This window comes from Corynebacterium matruchotii (genome assembly GCF_011612265.2).
Lineage (GTDB): Bacteria > Actinomycetota > Actinomycetes > Mycobacteriales > Mycobacteriaceae > Corynebacterium > Corynebacterium matruchotii.
Map to the genome: position 1 here is coordinate 2,105,995 of NZ_CP050134.2, position 16,177 is coordinate 2,122,171.

14 protein-coding genes are annotated in these 16,177 nt (G+C 56.5%); 6 read left to right on the forward strand and 8 right to left on the reverse strand.

Features of this window, described 5'->3' with window-relative positions; translation table 11 throughout:
* Positions 1–51: 51 nt before the first annotated feature.
* Positions 52–1,413 (reverse strand): amidohydrolase, encoded by a 1,362-nt coding sequence (locus HBA49_RS09355; RefSeq protein WP_005524478.1) that lies wholly within the window; start codon positions 1,411–1,413, stop codon positions 52–54.
* Positions 1,414–1,588: 175 nt separating this feature from the next.
* Here HBA49_RS09355 and HBA49_RS09360 point away from each other — a divergent pair, with 175 nt between their 5' ends.
* Positions 1,589–3,220 carry a phospho-sugar mutase gene (locus tag HBA49_RS09360; RefSeq protein WP_005524454.1) on the forward strand — a complete coding sequence of 544 codons (1,632 nt, stop codon included), beginning with the start codon at positions 1,589–1,591 and terminating at the stop codon, positions 3,218–3,220.
* Positions 3,221–3,835: 615 nt separating this feature from the next.
* Here HBA49_RS09360 and HBA49_RS09365 read toward each other — a convergent pair.
* Together HBA49_RS09365 and upp are read right to left on the reverse strand one after the other, a co-directional pair.
* Entirely contained in the window at positions 3,836–4,345 is a 510-nt protein-coding gene (locus tag HBA49_RS09365; RefSeq protein ID WP_174888106.1) for a helix-turn-helix domain-containing protein, read from the reverse strand.
* A gap of 115 nt (positions 4,346–4,460) precedes the next feature.
* Positions 4,461–5,096 carry a uracil phosphoribosyltransferase gene (gene upp, locus HBA49_RS09370; protein WP_005524637.1) on the reverse strand — a complete coding sequence of 212 codons (636 nt, stop codon included), beginning with the start codon at positions 5,094–5,096 and terminating at the stop codon, positions 4,461–4,463.
* Positions 5,097–5,160: 64 nt separating this feature from the next.
* Between upp and HBA49_RS09375 the strand changes: the two genes are divergently transcribed.
* Genes HBA49_RS09375 through HBA49_RS09385 form a run of 3 tightly spaced genes read left to right on the forward strand, consistent with a single transcriptional unit; the run spans position 5,161 to position 7,631 of the window.
* Entirely contained in the window at positions 5,161–5,448 is a 288-nt protein-coding gene (locus HBA49_RS09375) for a hypothetical protein (protein WP_005519925.1), read from the forward strand.
* Positions 5,435–6,382, forward strand: coding sequence for a C40 family peptidase (locus HBA49_RS09380; protein WP_050773667.1), 948 nt, complete (start codon positions 5,435–5,437; stop codon positions 6,380–6,382). The genes HBA49_RS09375 and HBA49_RS09380 overlap by 14 nt, the downstream gene beginning before the upstream one ends.
* Before the next feature lie 19 nt (positions 6,383–6,401).
* The gene (locus HBA49_RS09385; protein ID WP_005524160.1) at positions 6,402–7,631 is read left to right on the forward strand and encodes a hypothetical protein; all 1,230 of its coding nucleotides are present in this window, start codon (positions 6,402–6,404) and stop codon (positions 7,629–7,631) included.
* 94 nt (positions 7,632–7,725) lie between these two features.
* On the opposite strand, the gene HBA49_RS09390 is transcribed toward HBA49_RS09385, so the two are convergent.
* Positions 7,726–8,496, reverse strand: a complete 771-nt coding sequence (locus HBA49_RS09390; protein WP_225866093.1) for a hypothetical protein — start codon at positions 8,494–8,496, stop codon at positions 7,726–7,728.
* 234 nt (positions 8,497–8,730) lie between these two features.
* On the opposite strand from HBA49_RS09390, the gene HBA49_RS09395 reads away from it, so the two are divergent.
* A complete protein-coding gene (locus HBA49_RS09395; RefSeq protein WP_225866088.1) occupies positions 8,731–10,140 on the forward strand; it encodes a D-alanyl-D-alanine carboxypeptidase family protein in 1,410 nt (469 codons plus the stop codon).
* Between the two features lie 3 nt (positions 10,141–10,143).
* Here the strand turns inward: HBA49_RS09395 and HBA49_RS09400 are convergent, their stop codons facing one another.
* The 4 genes from HBA49_RS09400 to HBA49_RS09415 form a co-directional block, all read right to left on the reverse strand.
* Positions 10,144–11,247 carry a YhjD/YihY/BrkB family envelope integrity protein gene (locus HBA49_RS09400; RefSeq protein WP_005524387.1) on the reverse strand — a complete coding sequence of 368 codons (1,104 nt, stop codon included), beginning with the start codon at positions 11,245–11,247 and terminating at the stop codon, positions 10,144–10,146.
* Positions 11,248–11,538: 291 nt separating this feature from the next.
* Positions 11,539–12,579 (reverse strand): tryptophan--tRNA ligase, encoded by a 1,041-nt coding sequence (gene trpS, locus HBA49_RS09405; RefSeq protein ID WP_005524759.1) that lies wholly within the window; start codon positions 12,577–12,579, stop codon positions 11,539–11,541.
* Between the two features lie 31 nt (positions 12,580–12,610).
* Positions 12,611–12,796, reverse strand: coding sequence for a hypothetical protein (locus tag HBA49_RS09410; protein WP_005519916.1), 186 nt, complete (start codon positions 12,794–12,796; stop codon positions 12,611–12,613).
* Positions 12,797–12,888: 92 nt separating this feature from the next.
* Positions 12,889–13,788, reverse strand: coding sequence for an exodeoxyribonuclease III (locus HBA49_RS09415; protein ID WP_005524148.1), 900 nt, complete (start codon positions 13,786–13,788; stop codon positions 12,889–12,891).
* A gap of 167 nt (positions 13,789–13,955) precedes the next feature.
* Here HBA49_RS09415 and HBA49_RS09420 point away from each other — a divergent pair, with 167 nt between their 5' ends.
* Positions 13,956–16,169, forward strand: a complete 2,214-nt coding sequence (locus HBA49_RS09420; protein WP_005523878.1) for an NADP-dependent isocitrate dehydrogenase — start codon at positions 13,956–13,958, stop codon at positions 16,167–16,169.
* The last annotated feature ends 8 nt before the right edge of the window (positions 16,170–16,177 follow it).

Below are 16,177 nucleotides of genomic sequence, written 5' to 3' on the forward strand. Positions count from 1 at the left end.
CACAACTATGGGCGTCGAAAAGCTTACACAGCAGACAATACCTGGCAGCGACTAAACCACAAACACCTGATCGGCGTGGGAATTAAACCGATCCGCAACCCCTGCGAATAACCGCACCCCCACCGGAATGCATTTTTCATCCGCCAACATATTTGCCTTATGCAAATCCCCTTTCTCGCTCACGCCATCCCAGCAGCCCAACCGTGCCATTGAGCCCGCGACGTGCTCCAAATACCACGAAAAATCCTCCCCACCCGACGACTGGGGCGCCTGCACCACCGCCTGAGGATCCATCGTTCGTGCCGCATCCGCGAGTATGGCTGTTGCCACATCATCGTTAATCACCGGCGGCACGCCCTTCACGTATGTGATCTGGTATTGCGCACCGGTTGGGGCAACAATCGCCCCAATGAGTTCTTCCAAGAGCGGTTGGATTTTCCGCCACACATGGATATCTCCCGTACGGATTGTCCCCCGGATCGTCCCTTCCTCGGGGATAGCATTGGGGGCAAAACCTGCGTTGATTGCCCCGAAAACCATGACTGTTGCCGTCCGCGGATCCACCCGACGAGTCAATAGTCCTGGCAGGTCAGTGACTATTTTTGCCAGAGCATACACCACATCGTTTGTGAGGTGCGGGCGAGATGAATGCCCACCGGAACCGGTGACTTTAACCTCAATAACATCTCCGGCAGACGTGATGGGGCCTACCCGAACCCCGATCATGCCGGTGCGAATTTTTGGCTCTGCGTGGATCGCAAAGATATTACTGATTCGCTCCAAAACCCCCAATTGAATGAGTTCTGGAGCACCAGAATCCATAACTTCTTCCGCTGGCTGAAAGATAATGCGAATACCGATTTTTATGAGTCCTCGACGGTCTGCCTCCGCGAGTACACACGCCAGCCCGAGGGCAACCGTGATATGGATGTCATGGCCGCATGCATGCATGACGCCGGCGTTTTGCGAACTATGCTCGCAGCCCGTGTGCTCCTGAATGGGGAGCGCATCAATGTCAGCGCGGAACGCAATTTTTTCCGGGGTGTCTGGGCCGATATCCACCATGAGCCCAGTGTTGGGAAACAGATGGGGGGTGAGCCCGTGATCGCGCAGAATGCTATTGATGCTGGCGGTGGTGCGGTATTCCTGGTCGGAGAGTTCGGGGTGGGCGTGGAAATCCCAACGCCACTCGTAAAGTTCGGTTGTGTGGTCTGCTAGCCACTCATGAGCGATGTCCGCCAACGACGTTGCCGGCACCACTGATGTGGCTGGTTCCCCCGCGTCTCCTGCGGTTTCCGTAGTGCCAGTTTCGGTAGCGTCGCAGGTTTCGCACCCATTTGGCATGTTGTTGTCTGGGGTATGTTCGTCGTGATTATCGCTGCTGGAATGGTGCTGTTTCACTGTGTTCTCCATGAAATACCCAAAAGTGTACTGCTCATTATTTTCATCAATGTCGATGCTGGTTTAAGTTTATGCCCATCCCCCACCCAATCCCATAATGAGATGACTAAGCTTTAAGAAGTATTTTGATATTTTCCGACTTTCAGCATTTCAAGAGCATTCCAAGAAGGGCAGGCCAGGTAGGGGTATGAGTGAACAGCTAGCATTTGGTACTGCCGGGATGCGAGCCCCGATCGGTCCGGCATCTCATCAAATGAATGTTTTTCAGGTAACACGGATCACTTCGGGGGTGGCCATGTGGTTAGGGAAACACCGCATCATTTCCCCGGAACGCCGCCACCTACCGGAAGCCTATTCCATGGCGGAACAGTTTGCTACTACAAGCCCTTACGAGCTTGGTGGGTTGGATTTTCACGATGATGACCCGGCGCCCCGGGTGGTGGTTGGTTATGATGCTCGTTATGGTTCCCACGTGTTTGCCACGACCACCGCGGAGGTTTTTGCAGGTGCCGGCTTTGAGGTGTTTCTGCTACCCACTCCTTCCCCGACGCCGTTAATTCCTTGGCTGGTGCGTAGTTGGGGGCTTGATGGTGGGGTGCAAATCACGGCTTCGCATAATCCGGCCGGCGATAATGGCTATAAGGTGTACATGAATAATGGTCGCCAGTTAACCAGTAGCGCCGCCCGAGAGATTGAGGCACTTATCGCCCAGCAGGTGCCTGCGGCGGTGGAAATACCCCGGGTGACGGTGCGCCCCTGCGCGGATCAGTTGCGTCGTTTCATTGATGAAGTGACGAGTATTGTGATGCCCAGCCAAGCGGATTTATTGCGGGTCAATAATGAGCGGGCAAATATTAAGGTGGCGGTGACGGCCATGCATGGGGTTGGGGGCCGGGCCATGGTACAAACGTTACAGTCGGCAGGGTTCGCCCAAATCTTTCCGGTGATGCGGCAACAATACCCGGATCCAACATTTCCCACGGTAGAATTCCCCAACCCGGAAGAACCTGAAGCTGTGGCGGAGCTGCTGCGGTTGGGAAAAAAGGTGTCAGCGGACATAGTGATCGCCCTGGATCCAGATGCTGACCGGTGTGCGGTGGGCATTCGGTTGAAGGACGGCACGCTGCGCATGTTGCGGGGTGATGAAACTGGGCCGTTGCTGGCAACCCGCATGGTTGCGCCGTGGGATGGTAAGGGGGAACAACCTATTGTTGCCACTACCATGGTGTCGTCCCAATTATTAACGGCAATCGCCGCAGATCGGGGTTGGGATTTACGGCTCACCCCAACCGGGTTTAAAAATCTCAATGCGGCAGGTGGGGAGCACACCGTGGCGTTCGCTTATGAAGAGGCGATAGGGATTTCGCCCGCTCCCTGGCTTGTCGACGATAAGGATGGCATCACCACGGCCCTTATTGCCTGCACCTGGGCTGCGGAGTTAAAGGCACAGGGGTTGACTCTCGCGGATGAGCTCGAATCCCTGTATAAGCGTTATGGAATTTATGTGGGTCAGCAAATCGCAATTCGTACGAATGATCCTACCGGTTTGATTGGGGCTTGCATTCAAAATCCGCCCACGACCTTGGCAGGGATAAACCTGGAATTCGAAGCTGTGTTCGGTGGGGAGCGCACGCCTACCGGGCTGCTGCTGCGGGGTCCAAGCCCAGTAGGAAAAATTCGGGTATGGGCCCGGGCTTCCGGCACGGAGCCAAAGGCCAAGCTATATATAGAAATCGCCGAGGCTACAAGTCGGCCCCAGGCGGAGGACTTATTGCAGCGGATCGCCCGGGAAGTAACTACATACATACGCCAGCTATAATGCTCGGGCCACAAAACGCATCTCAGTGTTGCCAGCAAACAGTATTGCGAACGATCCGTGGCCAATCCGTGCCGCATGGCTACGTGAAACTACTGCATGAATGCGCTGCATAAGTACTGAGCTGGAGTATTCAATGTGCTGCTCGCTATCCCCAAGACGGATCATGGGATCGCCACCACAACTCCAGCTCAGCATCTCTTCTACCGGTCATGATCCACGAGAACACACGGAAACATCTGGATTGGCAGGATTCGCAAGGGGCCAAGGCGGGATCATCTGGAGGATAGCGCAGGTGCTGAGCTGGAGTTGTGAATCAGGGCAATGTCTCAGATCCTACTGAATCGAGAAAGTACAGCTCAGCTTTAACACTACCTATAGCGACTAGAGCTCTCAGCGTCGAGATATCAATCAAGACATCAACAGCCACAACTTGTAGCATATATTCTGAGCTGGAGTTTGTCGCCGCAGGACATTCCCTCACCTCCACCTCGCCCCTGCTGCCACCCGCCACCGCCCACTACCGGCTCTCCCCCACAAGGCGTTCGAAATAGCCGCGGCCGTGGCCACAAGATCGCTGACGATCCAGGGCCACGGCCGAGCGCATATGACACGCGGTTAATATCGGGAACCGCGGTACCCGTTTATACCCGCATTTATAGCAAAGGCCTGATCCTCGGTGAATGGCTCAGTATCGCTCGCGTAGCGAGGCCACACGAGTTCAAAGGTGATAATGCCATCAACAAGCTCCGCAAGATCACACACGCCACCCACGATTTCCGAGCCGGCTGGCAGCATCACCGCCGGCGGCACCATAAGTGCGCTGGATAATTTATAGATTGTTGATAAGCTAGGGTCCGCTGGGGTTCTAGCATTATTATCATTACGTTCCAGATTGGATATCTGGTTTCTACTCAAACCACAAATCTCCCCAAGGCGCTGTTGGGTTATACCTCGAATATCACGAAGCAGCCGTAAGCGGGCGCCAAACACGCGACCATAGCTAGGCCACGTATCCCATTTATTGCTTAGACCACTTCTTATAAGTAGTCGCATGTTTTTAGTTTGCCCAAGACTTTGAATTTGCACAAGAAAAATATGCAAACATTCACGGGTGATAATATTCACACGGAATTACCTGCATATAGTGACCATAAAAATCCCACTACCAGCACTTTTACTATTTTCTTATTAGATTTCGGATTAGATCATGGTCTACCCGCGATGACCTGCTATTTTGTTCCTACAAATCAATATTTCGCGGCCCGTAGAGTCGATCGCCGGCGTCGCCCAGGCCTGGAACAATGTAGGCGTCTTCGTTCAATTCCGGGTCGATAGTGGCGGTCACCAGCCGTACTGGTAGCCCCGAATGGGCGAGGGCGTCTACACCCGGTTGGGCGGAAACCATGCATACCGCGGTGATGTCCGTGGCACCACGGTCGGCAAGAATCCGCACCGCGTGCAACAGCGAACCACCGGTCGCCAGCATTGGGTCGACCACGAAAACTGTGCGACCACTCAGGTCATCGGGCAAGGCCTCCAGATATGGGACTGGCTCATGGGTCACCTCATTCCGTGCCAGACCAATGAATCCCACTTGGGCATCGGGAATCATTTTCAGTGCCGGATCAATCATGCCTAACCCAGCCCGAACCACTGGAACAATAATTGGCGGATCGGCCAATCGTGTCCCGGTAGTTGCCGCAACCGGTGTGGTCAATGGGAATTGCTCAACACGTAGGTCGCGTGATGCTTCGTAAATCAGCATGGTTCCAAGATCCGCTAAGGCGGCGCGGAAACTGGAATTATTAGTTCGTTCATCACGCATAATGCTGAGGCGGGCGGCTACCAATGGATGGTCCACAAGTAAAATATCCATATTTTTATGGTAGCGATCTTGAATCTCCTTGTCCCATAATTTCGGCTGGGCAGTCCAACTAGATATGAACGATAATCTTCACATTGATCCGCAGCACGTCCGTAACCTTGCTACCGGGCTCACGACCATTGCCAATACCCCTGTGACATCCACATTCCTCCCTGGCGAGACCATGCTGGGGGTGGGAAAATTCATTAGCGCCTTTAATGCCGCCGTCGATAGCGTCACTCTGCGAGCCCGCATTCAATGCGCCTACGTTGATGATGCAGTGGCCAAAACCCTCGACTACGTGCGGCTTGTCGAGGAGCATGATGCAGCCCTAGGCCAAGCACTGGAACATGGCGATGATTGATCTCACCCGAACCATTCAGGTATTGGCCGACCTCAGGCCGCCCCTACAACCCGTGGCAGCCCCCAGCGTTCCCGACTTCTCCCAGCTCCCACAGCTAGCACAAGTATTCGGTAATAATCCTTCGCAGTTTATGGCCGATCATCGTGTCCTCATCCAAGATTCACACGAGCTCATACAGTTGCTTGCCCAAGCATTACCAGAATGCGAAACCACCTGTCGTTTTCTCGAACATCTTATCCAATCATTCATAGCCGAGGTCACAGCCACCCTGTCGGTGGTGTGTGCCAGCAGCGGGGCCAATTGGGTCGCAGTCATCAAGCAGCTTATCGTGATGCCTAATAAATATATTGAACAGGCGGTGGCCCATCTGCAGGGCCTAGAGCAACGGCTCGCGCCCCTCACCGCTCGGTTAGAACAAATTTCCGAAACAAAGTCAGAGCTCGCCGCGCCGCATACCGTAACAGATGCTACAACGGATGCCGCAAAAATCCACAGTGTCGCCGCCCGAGTTGCCATTCCCCTCGACGAAACATCGGGAACCACAAAGCCAACGGGGACAACAACCAGCACCCATCATGCATCGTCCGACCAGGTGGAACGCGGCCAACGCGCCGTCGCCGCGGCAAAAACCGCTCTTGGCACTCCTTATGTGTGGGGTGGCACCACAACCTCCGGTTTTGACTGTTCCGGTCTCACCCAATGGGCCTGGCGGCAGGCTGGCGTCGAGCTGCCCCGCCTGGCGGAAAACCAAAACATTGGGCGCCAAGTTTCCCCCGACGAGCTCATCGCCGGCGACCTATTGGTATGGAATGGGCATGTAGCCATGTATGCCGGCAATGGCCAAATCATCGAGGCCGGCGATCCCGTGCAATTGGGGTCAATGCGCACTGAGAATCTGGGCATGGAATTTAAAGGGTACTTCCGACCCGATTAGTAGACTATGATGTATCCCCATGGCTAATAACGGTATTGTTCCTGTCAAGTTGTCGCTCACCAAGGGCGATTTCTACACCTTGTGGGCACCTTCTTGGCGCGAACATGGCGCCGAATGGCAAGCCTTCCTCGGTGCTGGCGATGACCTCTTCGTGTTTCACTCCCCCGCGGAACTCTTGGTTTTCCTGGAATCTGATGAGAAACACGACCTGCAAAGTCACCCTAAATGGGGGGCGTTTTCTGCGCGAGATGCGCTGCGTGCCGTACCTGCAGAAAAAGAGGAATTCGATCTCGTTGGGGTACCAGCATTCCTTGCCGATAAGCCTTCAAGCAGCAATGTGAAAGCGGTGGCCCGGTGCTTCCGAATCGCACGGAGCCTCGGCGATGTGGCCGCATCGACACCTATTCAGGTGTTTTTCTCATCACATTCTATTTTGGGAAATGCCGAACGCGGATTGGAACATTTTTCCGGGCCGGCGGGTATGTCCGAATGGACCGCAATTGGCCGGGTGGTTCTCGTCAACTGGGATTCGGTGATTGACGAGCTCGATGACCTGGTGACGGTCAAAGAGGTGGACGAAGACAAGATCAAGGACGCCGAACAGCGAATCGAGGAGACGAAGAAGATCAACGAGGAAAAGCAAAAGGCGGAAGAGCAAAAACGTAAGGAGGAGGCTGAACAGGTCGATCCTTACGACAATACCGTGTGGGGCATCGCCGGCATCGACCCCATTAAGATCTCCATCGACGGCCGTACCGTCTACACGCTGCGCACATATGTGCAGGCCAAGCCGGTTTTCTTGGGGAAGTACGGTGAGATTTTCACCTTCAATTCGTCCAAGGCCCTGGTGCGGTGGCTGGTGGAACACGACGATCACGACCTCGCCAAGGTTTCCACGTGGGAAGACATTATGACCGTTGCCAATGCTGGCGAGCTCGGGGTCACGGTCCACCAAGATAATGTGTATTCCTTCAATGGCATTACCCGCGACATAGAAAAGGGTCCTGAGCAGGTGGATTCCAACCAGCTGCTGCGCGCCTACGAACTGCTTGCCGACGCCGCCGACTGGGCCGGCGACGATTCCCTCAACTCGTTCTTCCTGGCGAATCCCCGGATGCAGGACTACATTTCCTATCTCACCGGCTACACCAATAATGCCGGCTACACCCCGACGCCACCGTTTAACGAACACGCGGAGGCCTGGCAGCAGCTTGAAGACATGCTGACCAAGCGGTTCTCCAAATTCTAAACCGAACTAAGTCAGGATTTAGGCTCCTTTTAGATTCTTAACGATTTAGCGGGCTCTCGGCGCTTGTCGACGCCACAGGTTCCGGCGAACCCCATCATTCCAGGCCTAAATCCGCCCAGGTGATGCCCAATTCCGCCAGCAGGGCCGGGTCAATGGCAGCAGCCTGCTCGGGGGTGAGGGAGATTGGGGGTTCCTGTGCCGATTGTTGGGAAGCGGGTGAAGATGAGGATACGTCGGTAGCGGCGTCGACAAGCTCAGCAAAGGCAGGTTCGATCACCTGTTCGCGCAATGCCATCCGTGTTCGCATCGGCAAAAAGGACGCATCCAACGTGTTATGCAGCAACCTATAGTATTGGTCGATCTCTAGCTCGGTCGCCTCAATAACCTCCGCGGTCATGTCATCAACCGCAATATTAAACCCCATAGAATCCAATAAAACTAATGGGTGATCCGACATTATCTCAATTTTTTCTTGCTGAATATCTTCCGCTGGTTGACACAACAACGGCAGGTTGCGGTCGAGCACAAACACCGCAGCGCCCGTGGGAATAATCTCGGCGTCATCGGTGAGCTGGAAGTCCGACACCAGCCCAATGGCATCAGTGATGCGTGCCGCGGCATAGATTACCTGTTCTAATACGCTGCCATCGTAGACGTACGGTACCAGGGCATTTCGCAGTAATGCAGCCACTTCTGGGGTATGTGCTACCGCTCCGACGATTAATCCCGTAGGGTCATCCATGATAGCTTCAAGGTCTGCCGGACCGGTGCAATCAACCACAAAACCCACCATAATGCTCGATTCTTCAGCAATATTCGCCAACCGTGGCACATCCGCTACGGCGGCCAGGTGCTCTACATACATCACGTGGCGATTCTTTGCCTGAGCTAAAATTGTGCTTAAGTCTCCCCGACTTTGCAGGCATATTTTCGGTAAGGTGGCTACCAGTTCCGGTGTCAGAGTTTTGTTCTCAGGTAGAAAATCAGGGGTTGTCACCATAGGCCCCAGTGTAAGTGATAAAAGAAAGCTGGCTAGATAATGAAACAGAAAAAACTTTCAGCAGCGACCATGATGCTGACTGTTTTATGCTGCATGTCCATGCCGATCAGCGGCCATGCCCAAGCCCCCGTCACGCCCGACGCGGCGCAGGTTCCCGATTCACCTGGCGTCCCCGGCGCGCCTCCCGCCGCCCCGCCTGCGGCAGCCGCAGAGGTCGCAAACGCTGCGGGTAGGATGGAAACGCCAGGGACTCCGGCTGCGGGTGGGAATTCCGCCCCGGCGCCTGCCGGTAACGCCAATCCCAGCCCTATCAGTACCCCGGGCATGCCCGACGCCGAAATAACCCCAGCCCCTAGAACTAGCGCACCTGATACGAATAACTGTCCCAATGCGGAGCATCCGCCCAAGGCTGTCACCACCTCGGAACGGCCGGTTCCTGGTGCCGCCACTCCCACTCCGCTCCCCCAGGTCCCCAACGAGTTTGGCACTTGCGGCGTAAAAAAAGCCGCTGGGTTTGTTGTCCCAGACATTACCGCTAGCGCCTGGCTGGTCTGGGATCTGGACTCTGGTGCGGTTTTGGGTACTAAAGACCCGCACGGCAGATATCGACCCGCCAGTATTATTAAGGTCTTATTAGCCATGGAGGTCATTAATAATCTTGACCTTAATAAGGTGGTGACGGTGAGTGCCGAGTCCGCCAACCAGGAAGGGTCTGCTGTGGGCATTGGCCCGGGCGGGAAATACACCATTAGGGATTTGCTTCATGGGCTGCTGCTGCAATCCGGCAATGATGCAGCGCACGCGCTGGCGCAAGAGTTGGGCGGCAACGAGCAGGCTCTGACTCGGGTGAATGCGCTCGCCCATAACCTGGGCGCTACCGATACTTATGCCGCCAGCTATTCGGGTTTGGACGCCCCCGGCATGTCCACGTCGGCCCGCGACATGGCGATTTTTTACCATTATGCGTGGAAGAATCCCACGTTCGCCCAGATTGTGGGCACGGATGAATATAAATTCCCTGGTTATCAGGATAATCCGGGGTGGCCCATTGGGAATGATAATGGGCTGCTCATGAACGACCCGGATGGTATTGGCGGAAAAACCGGTTTTACGTCGGATGCGAACCACACGTTTGTTGGGGCGAAAAAGGTGGGAAATCGCCGAATCGCCGCCGTGATTTTGGATACCACCGTGGATAAGGGGCGCCCCTGGCAGCAGGCGCAAAAGCTTATCGACGACAATCGTAATGTGACGGCAAATGTTGGGATGCTTCCCCAGCCCGGCGCGGCGGGGGCTCAGGCATCGCAGCATCCCTCGGCGTCCGCCACGCCCAGCCCCCGGCCGATTCAGGAGGTTCATGCCAGCAGTGGTGATGGTACGTATGCGTCACAATTTATGAAGAATCGTTCCACCGGGGCTGTTTATATTGTTGCCGGTTCGTGTCTCTTCTTGGCGAGCGTTATCGGTTTGGCCTTATGGCGGCGGGATCGGCGGAAGAAAACCGACTAGCGGTTAGTATTTTGGTGGTTTTCGGCGGCCTTTGAGTTTGAGCATGATGGATGCGGCGCTCACAATGCCCGCGCCGATGGCGAGGCCGGTAGTGAATCGTTGGGGGTTGCCGGTGCCCGAGCTGATTTCTTCCCGCACGTGGATGACTGCTGGGGCTGGCGTGTTGAGCTGGGCGATCGCTAATGATTCTTTGGTGGTGGCGGCCCACGCGTTGCAATAGAGTACGATGCGCCAAATCAGATAGAACAACACCATGACGCCGATGATGGGTCCGAAGGTTGCGCCTGCCGGGTTGGTGATGGCGGTAGCGAAGAACACGCTTCCCAATTGTTGAAATATTTCCAGGGCAATGGCCCCAATGATGCTGCCCTGGAATGCGGATTTTCGCGGTACCTCTCCGTGGGGGATGATTTTAATGAGGGTGTAGATGACGAGGAAGTTGGCCACCAGGCCGAGGATGAGTGCCACGGCGACTGTTACCGCACCAATTCCCGGTATGTGATCGAGCCGTAGGAAAGCAAGTAGGGATCGTGATAGGCCCGAGTTGCCCACCGCGGTGATGCCGACTGCGACAATCAACAAAACTAGCAGTAGCACTAGCTCTAGGAGGTCGACGAGTTTGGTGATGACGAAGTTTTTGGCGTCACTGGAGTAGTTCCAGATTTTCGATATCGCGTATCGGAGGTTGTTCATCCAGTTAGTGCCGGTCCATAGTGCGGTAACCCCGCCCACGCCGTAGAGCGATCCGCGCTGGTCAACCGCGGTGATGAGGATGTTGTGGAGGGTTTTCCCCAGTTCACCACCTATCGACGTGGTGAGTTGATTATTGATTTGGCTGAGTAGATCGGGGCGGCTGGCCAGCACGGTGGCGGCAACGGCAAAAACTATCATGAGCAGCGGGAACATGCTGAGAACAGAGAAGTAGGTGATGCCCGCCGCAAATTGGTTCCCCCCGATGGAGGTGTACCGTTCGTTCATGAGCATGAGATGGTCAAACCAGCCCCAACGGCGCCGATATTTGTCGATGAAACCGGGGTCATCAAGGTTGGCGCGTTCAATGCCGTATTCGTCGGCATATTTTTCGTTGAAATGGGTTGTGGTAGCCATGTGTTGTTAGTCCTTGTAAGTTGGGGAATCGTCATGAGCCGGGATGATCCCCACTGTGAGCCCACCCGTGAAAGTGGGGTACGTCATATGAACATGTGGACAGAACTTTAGCGGCTATTATGTCAAAGTCTAACGGCCTCCCCTCACGGGGGTGACCATTCTGTGGTTTCAAAAGCCCCCCTTTTGGTATCTGACCTGCTGCAGGTTGGGGCCTGGTGGTGAAAGGGGAGCTTAGCCCGGCGTGGCAACCATCAGCAGGAGCCAGCAATCCCGCCCGTTTTCGGCAAGGTTTTATGGTTGCCGGGCTGGCAGAAAACCGATGCGATCGTAGACGTCGGCGAGTGTTTGGGTGGCGACTTCGCGGGCACGTTCTGCACCGCGGGCCAGCACATTCTCTAGTTCGGCTTGGTCGGACATGTACATGTCAAAGCGTTCTTTGAGGGGGACCACGAATGCTTCCAATGCGGCGGCGGTGTCCAGTTTGAGGGCACCGTATCCTTGCCCGGCATAGCGTGCCACGAGGTCATCGACGGTGGTTCCGGTGAGCGCCGCCTGGATAACAAGCAGATTTGACACCCCAGGTTTGGTTTCCTTATCGAAGCGGATTTCGCCGTCGTTGTCGGTGACTGCGCTCTTGATGCGCTTGGTGGAGATCTTGGGGTCGTCGAGCAGGTTTATCAGGCCTTTGGGGTTGCTGGTGGACTTGCTCATCTTCGCGGTTGGGTCTTGCAGGTCGTAGATTTTTGCGGAACCGGTGGGGATGAATGGTTCGGGAACGGGGAAGGTTTCCTGATATCGGGAGTTGAAGCGTTCCGCGAGGGTGCGGGTGAGTTCGAGGTGTTGCCGCTGGTCTTCGCCTACGGGCACGATCTCCGGCCGGTAGAGGAGAATGTCGGCGGCCATGAGCATGGGGTAGGCGTAGAGCCCGGCGGAGGTGCGGTCGGCGCCTTGTTTGGTGGATTTATCCTTGAATTGGGTCATGCGGCTGGCCTCGCCGAAGCCGGTGAGGCAGGTGAAGACCCACGCGAGTTGGGCGTGTTCCGGCACGTGGGATTGCACGAAGAGGGCGGCTTTATCCGGGTCGATGCCGAGCGCTAGCAGTTGAGCGGCGCCGGAGATGGTGCGGGCGCGGAGTTCTTTGGGATCCTGGTCCACGGTGATGGCGTGCAGGTCCGGGATGAAATAGAACGCCTCGTAGGTGTCTTGGAGGTCGATCCATTGTTTGAGCGCACCCAGGTAGTTTCCGAGATGGTAGGAATCCGATGTGGGTTGGATGCCCGAGAGAATTCGTTGGGTTTTCTCCATGGATTCGGTGGGTGCTGCTTCAGTCATAAGTCAGCAGTATACCCACCGACCGCGTGTCTTACTGCATTTCCGGTTCTTTGCTGAACAGGAAGACGAACGAGCTCACCACGCTGGCGCCGCCGATGCCGAGGCAGAGTCCGCCGAGGAGGCCGTTGACGTCGTTGGCACCGAGCAGGGTGCGGGAAATGAGTAGCAGAACGATTCCGACAATGAGCAGGATGACGCCTTTAGCGCGCGCAGACATGACCAATTCTCCTTGAATCACAATTGTGGGTGAACTGCTGTTAATTTACCCCATTAGGTGGGGACTTCGCCAAGTTTTTGCGGATAGAAGATTCACTGATACCACACGGTGAGGGGTGCGTGGTCGCTCCAGCGGGCGGCGTGGTCGACGGCCTTGTCGACCCGCATTGTCGTCGCCCGTTCGAACATGGATTTGGTTGCGGCTTGGTAGTCGATGCGCCACCCGGCATCGTTGCCGAAGGCACGGCCGCGATAGGTCCACCAGGTGTAGGGGGCGTCGTCGGGGTGGAGGCGTCGCGCCACGTCATACCATTGCGGAGTTTTTGGGGCTTGACGACGTTTCTTCGACCGATAATTCACAGCCCCGTACCACTCCCCCGCCCCCACCACCTGGGATTGGCTATCGGGATAGGTCCCGAACATGTGATCCATGAATGCCCGCTCGTCGGGCAGGCACCCGGAATTCTTCCGGTTGGCCTGATAGTTTTTGAGGTCTTGTTCGCGGTGGCAAATATTCCAATCGCCCCCGATGACCATGTGGGAATTTTGAATTTCCGTATCGGAAATTACCTGGTCGAAGGCGTCGAGGAATTCGTATTTTTCATCCTGCTTTTCACTGCCGGCTCCGCCAACGGGTAGATAAAGGGAGGCGATAATAACGTCGTCGCCATCATCGGGGTAGGTGCCTTGGATGTAGCGGCCCACGTCTTCGAAACCAGCTAGGCCGACCCGAACGTCGATAAGCTCGCGGCGGGAGAGTATACCCACGCCGGCATGCCCCTTGCGGATGGAGGGCGCGCTATAGAAATGCCAGCCGGCGTCGAGCGCGGGGGCGAGCGCGGTTCGGGACTCAGCGTCGGTGGCGCGAGTCTCTTGGAGCAGCACCACGTCGGGGGCGACGTCGAATAGCCAGGGGAGGAAACCGCGGTTGGTGCTGGAGCGAATTTTGGTGGCGGCGCGGATGCCATTGACGTTGATGGTCGTAATCTGCATGGTCACTCACCCTACCCCCATTAGGGTGAGTGACAGCATCGGTTAAAACAGGACAACCGTACTGTATTCGCGTTATGCGGCCGGTTTCCGGCACTAACGGGGCAAAGAATGGGGGCAACCGGTATTCTGATTCCTTGTACTTCTCAAAACATTATGTAGGGAGACCCATGGCTAAAATCATTTGGACCCGCACCGACGAGGCCCCGCTGCTCGCCTCGCTTTCGCTTCGCCCCATCGTCTCGGCATTCGCCGCCACCGCCGGCGTCGAGGTTGAGGAGCGCGACATTTCGCTGGCCGGCCGGATCCTGGCACAATTCCCGGACTATCTCCCCGCCGACCAACAGGTTTCCGACGCGCTTGCGGAACTGGGTTCACTGGCGCAAACCCCGGCGGCGAACATCATCAAGCTGCCCAATATTTCCGCCTCCGTGCCCCAACTCAAGGCGGCCGTGGCCGAATTACAGGCAAATGGGTTTGCGATTCCCGATTATCCAGACAACCCGGTCACGGACGAGGAACAGGCCATCCGGGCCCGCTATGATGCGGTCAAGGGGTCAGCCGTGAACCCGGTCTTGCGCGAAGGTAACTCCGACCGGCGGGCCCCCGGCGCGGTCAAGAATTTTGCCAAGAAGCATCCGCACCGCATGGGGGTGTGGTCTCAGGATTCCCAAACAACCGTGGCGACAATGGAAGCCAACGACTTCCGCCATAATGAAAAATCCGTCATCATGCCGGCTGCTGATGTGCTGACTATCAAGCATGTGGCGGCGGACGGCACCGAAACTGTACTGCGCGACAACCTGAAGGTTTTGGCCGGCGAAGTGGTTGACGGCACGTTCATGTCGGCGAAAGCCTTAGACGAATTCCTGGCCGCACAGGTAGCGAAGGCCGCCGCGACAGGTGTGTTGTTCTCAACACATTTAAAGGCCACGATGATGAAGGTGTCGGATCCGGTGATTTTCGGCCACGTTGTGCGCGCCTATTTCGCAGACGTGTTCGAGAAGTACGGCGACGTATTGTTGGCCAATGGGCTCAATGGCGAGAACGGCCTGGCCGCTATTTATGCCGGCCTAGATTCGCTGGACAACGGTGCGGAAATCGCGGCGGCCTTCGACGCCGCCTTGGCGAATGGTCCGGCGTTGGCCATGGTGAATTCGGATAAGGGCATCACCAACCTGCATGTGCCGTCGGACGTGATTGTGGACGCCTCGATGCCGGCAATGATCCGCACCTCGGGGCACATGTGGAATGCCGCGGGTGAGGAGCAGGACACCTTGGCTGTCATCCCGGATTCCTCCTACGCTGGCGTGTACCAGGCGGTCATCGACGACTGCAAGGCGCATGGCGCGTTCGATCCGACCACGATGGGCACGGTGCCGAATGTGGGCCTCATGGCGCAAAAGGCGGAAGAATACGGTTCGCACGATAAGACGTTCAAGGTGCCGGCCGACGGTACGGTGCAGGTGGTGAATTCCGCCGGCGACGTGCTTATCGAACATGAGGTCGAGGCTGGGGATATTTGGCGGGCCTGCCAAACCAAGGACGCCCCCATCCAGGATTGGGTAAAGCTCGCGGTAACCCGGGCCCGGCTGTCGGGGATGCCTGCGATTTTCTGGTTGGATCCCGAGCGGGCCCACGACCGGAACATCAAGGGGTTGGTGGAGAAGTATTTGACGGATCACGACACCACTGGCCTAGACATTTCCATCAAGTCTCCGGTTGAGGCCACCAAGGTGTCGATTGCGCGGATTCGCCGCGGCGAGGACACGATCTCGGTGACCGGCAATGTGTTGCGTGACTATAACACCGACCTGTTCCCCATCCTGGAGTTGGGCACCTCGGCGAAGATGCTGTCGATCGTGCCATTGATGGCGGGCGGCGGTTTGTTCGAAACGGGTGCGGGTGGTTCGGCGCCGAAGCATGTGCAGCAGGTGCAGGCCGAAAACCATCTACGGTGGGATTCCCTGGGTGAGTTCCTGGCGTTGGCCGAGTCACTACGGCACATCTCGAACACAGGTGGCACGCCGAAGGCCGCGGTGCTTGCCGACGCTTTGGACGCGGCCACGGAACGGCTTCTCGACGAAAACAAGTCACCCTCCCGCAAGGCCGGTGAGATCGATAACCGTGGCTCGCACTTCTTCCTGGCGATGGCGTGGGCTCAGGCGCTGGCTGAGCAGACTGCGGATGCCGAGTTGGCAGCCATTTTTGCCCCGGTAGCTGCGGCTTTGACGGAGCAGGCCGACACTATTGCTGCGGAGTTGCTGGCGGTTCAGGGTGCGCCGGCCGATTTGGGTGGCTACTACCTGCCCTCCGAGAAGGCGACCTCGGTCATGCGGCCGTCGGCGGCGTTCAATGCGATTATTGATGGCCTGACCGCATAGTTTTGTGG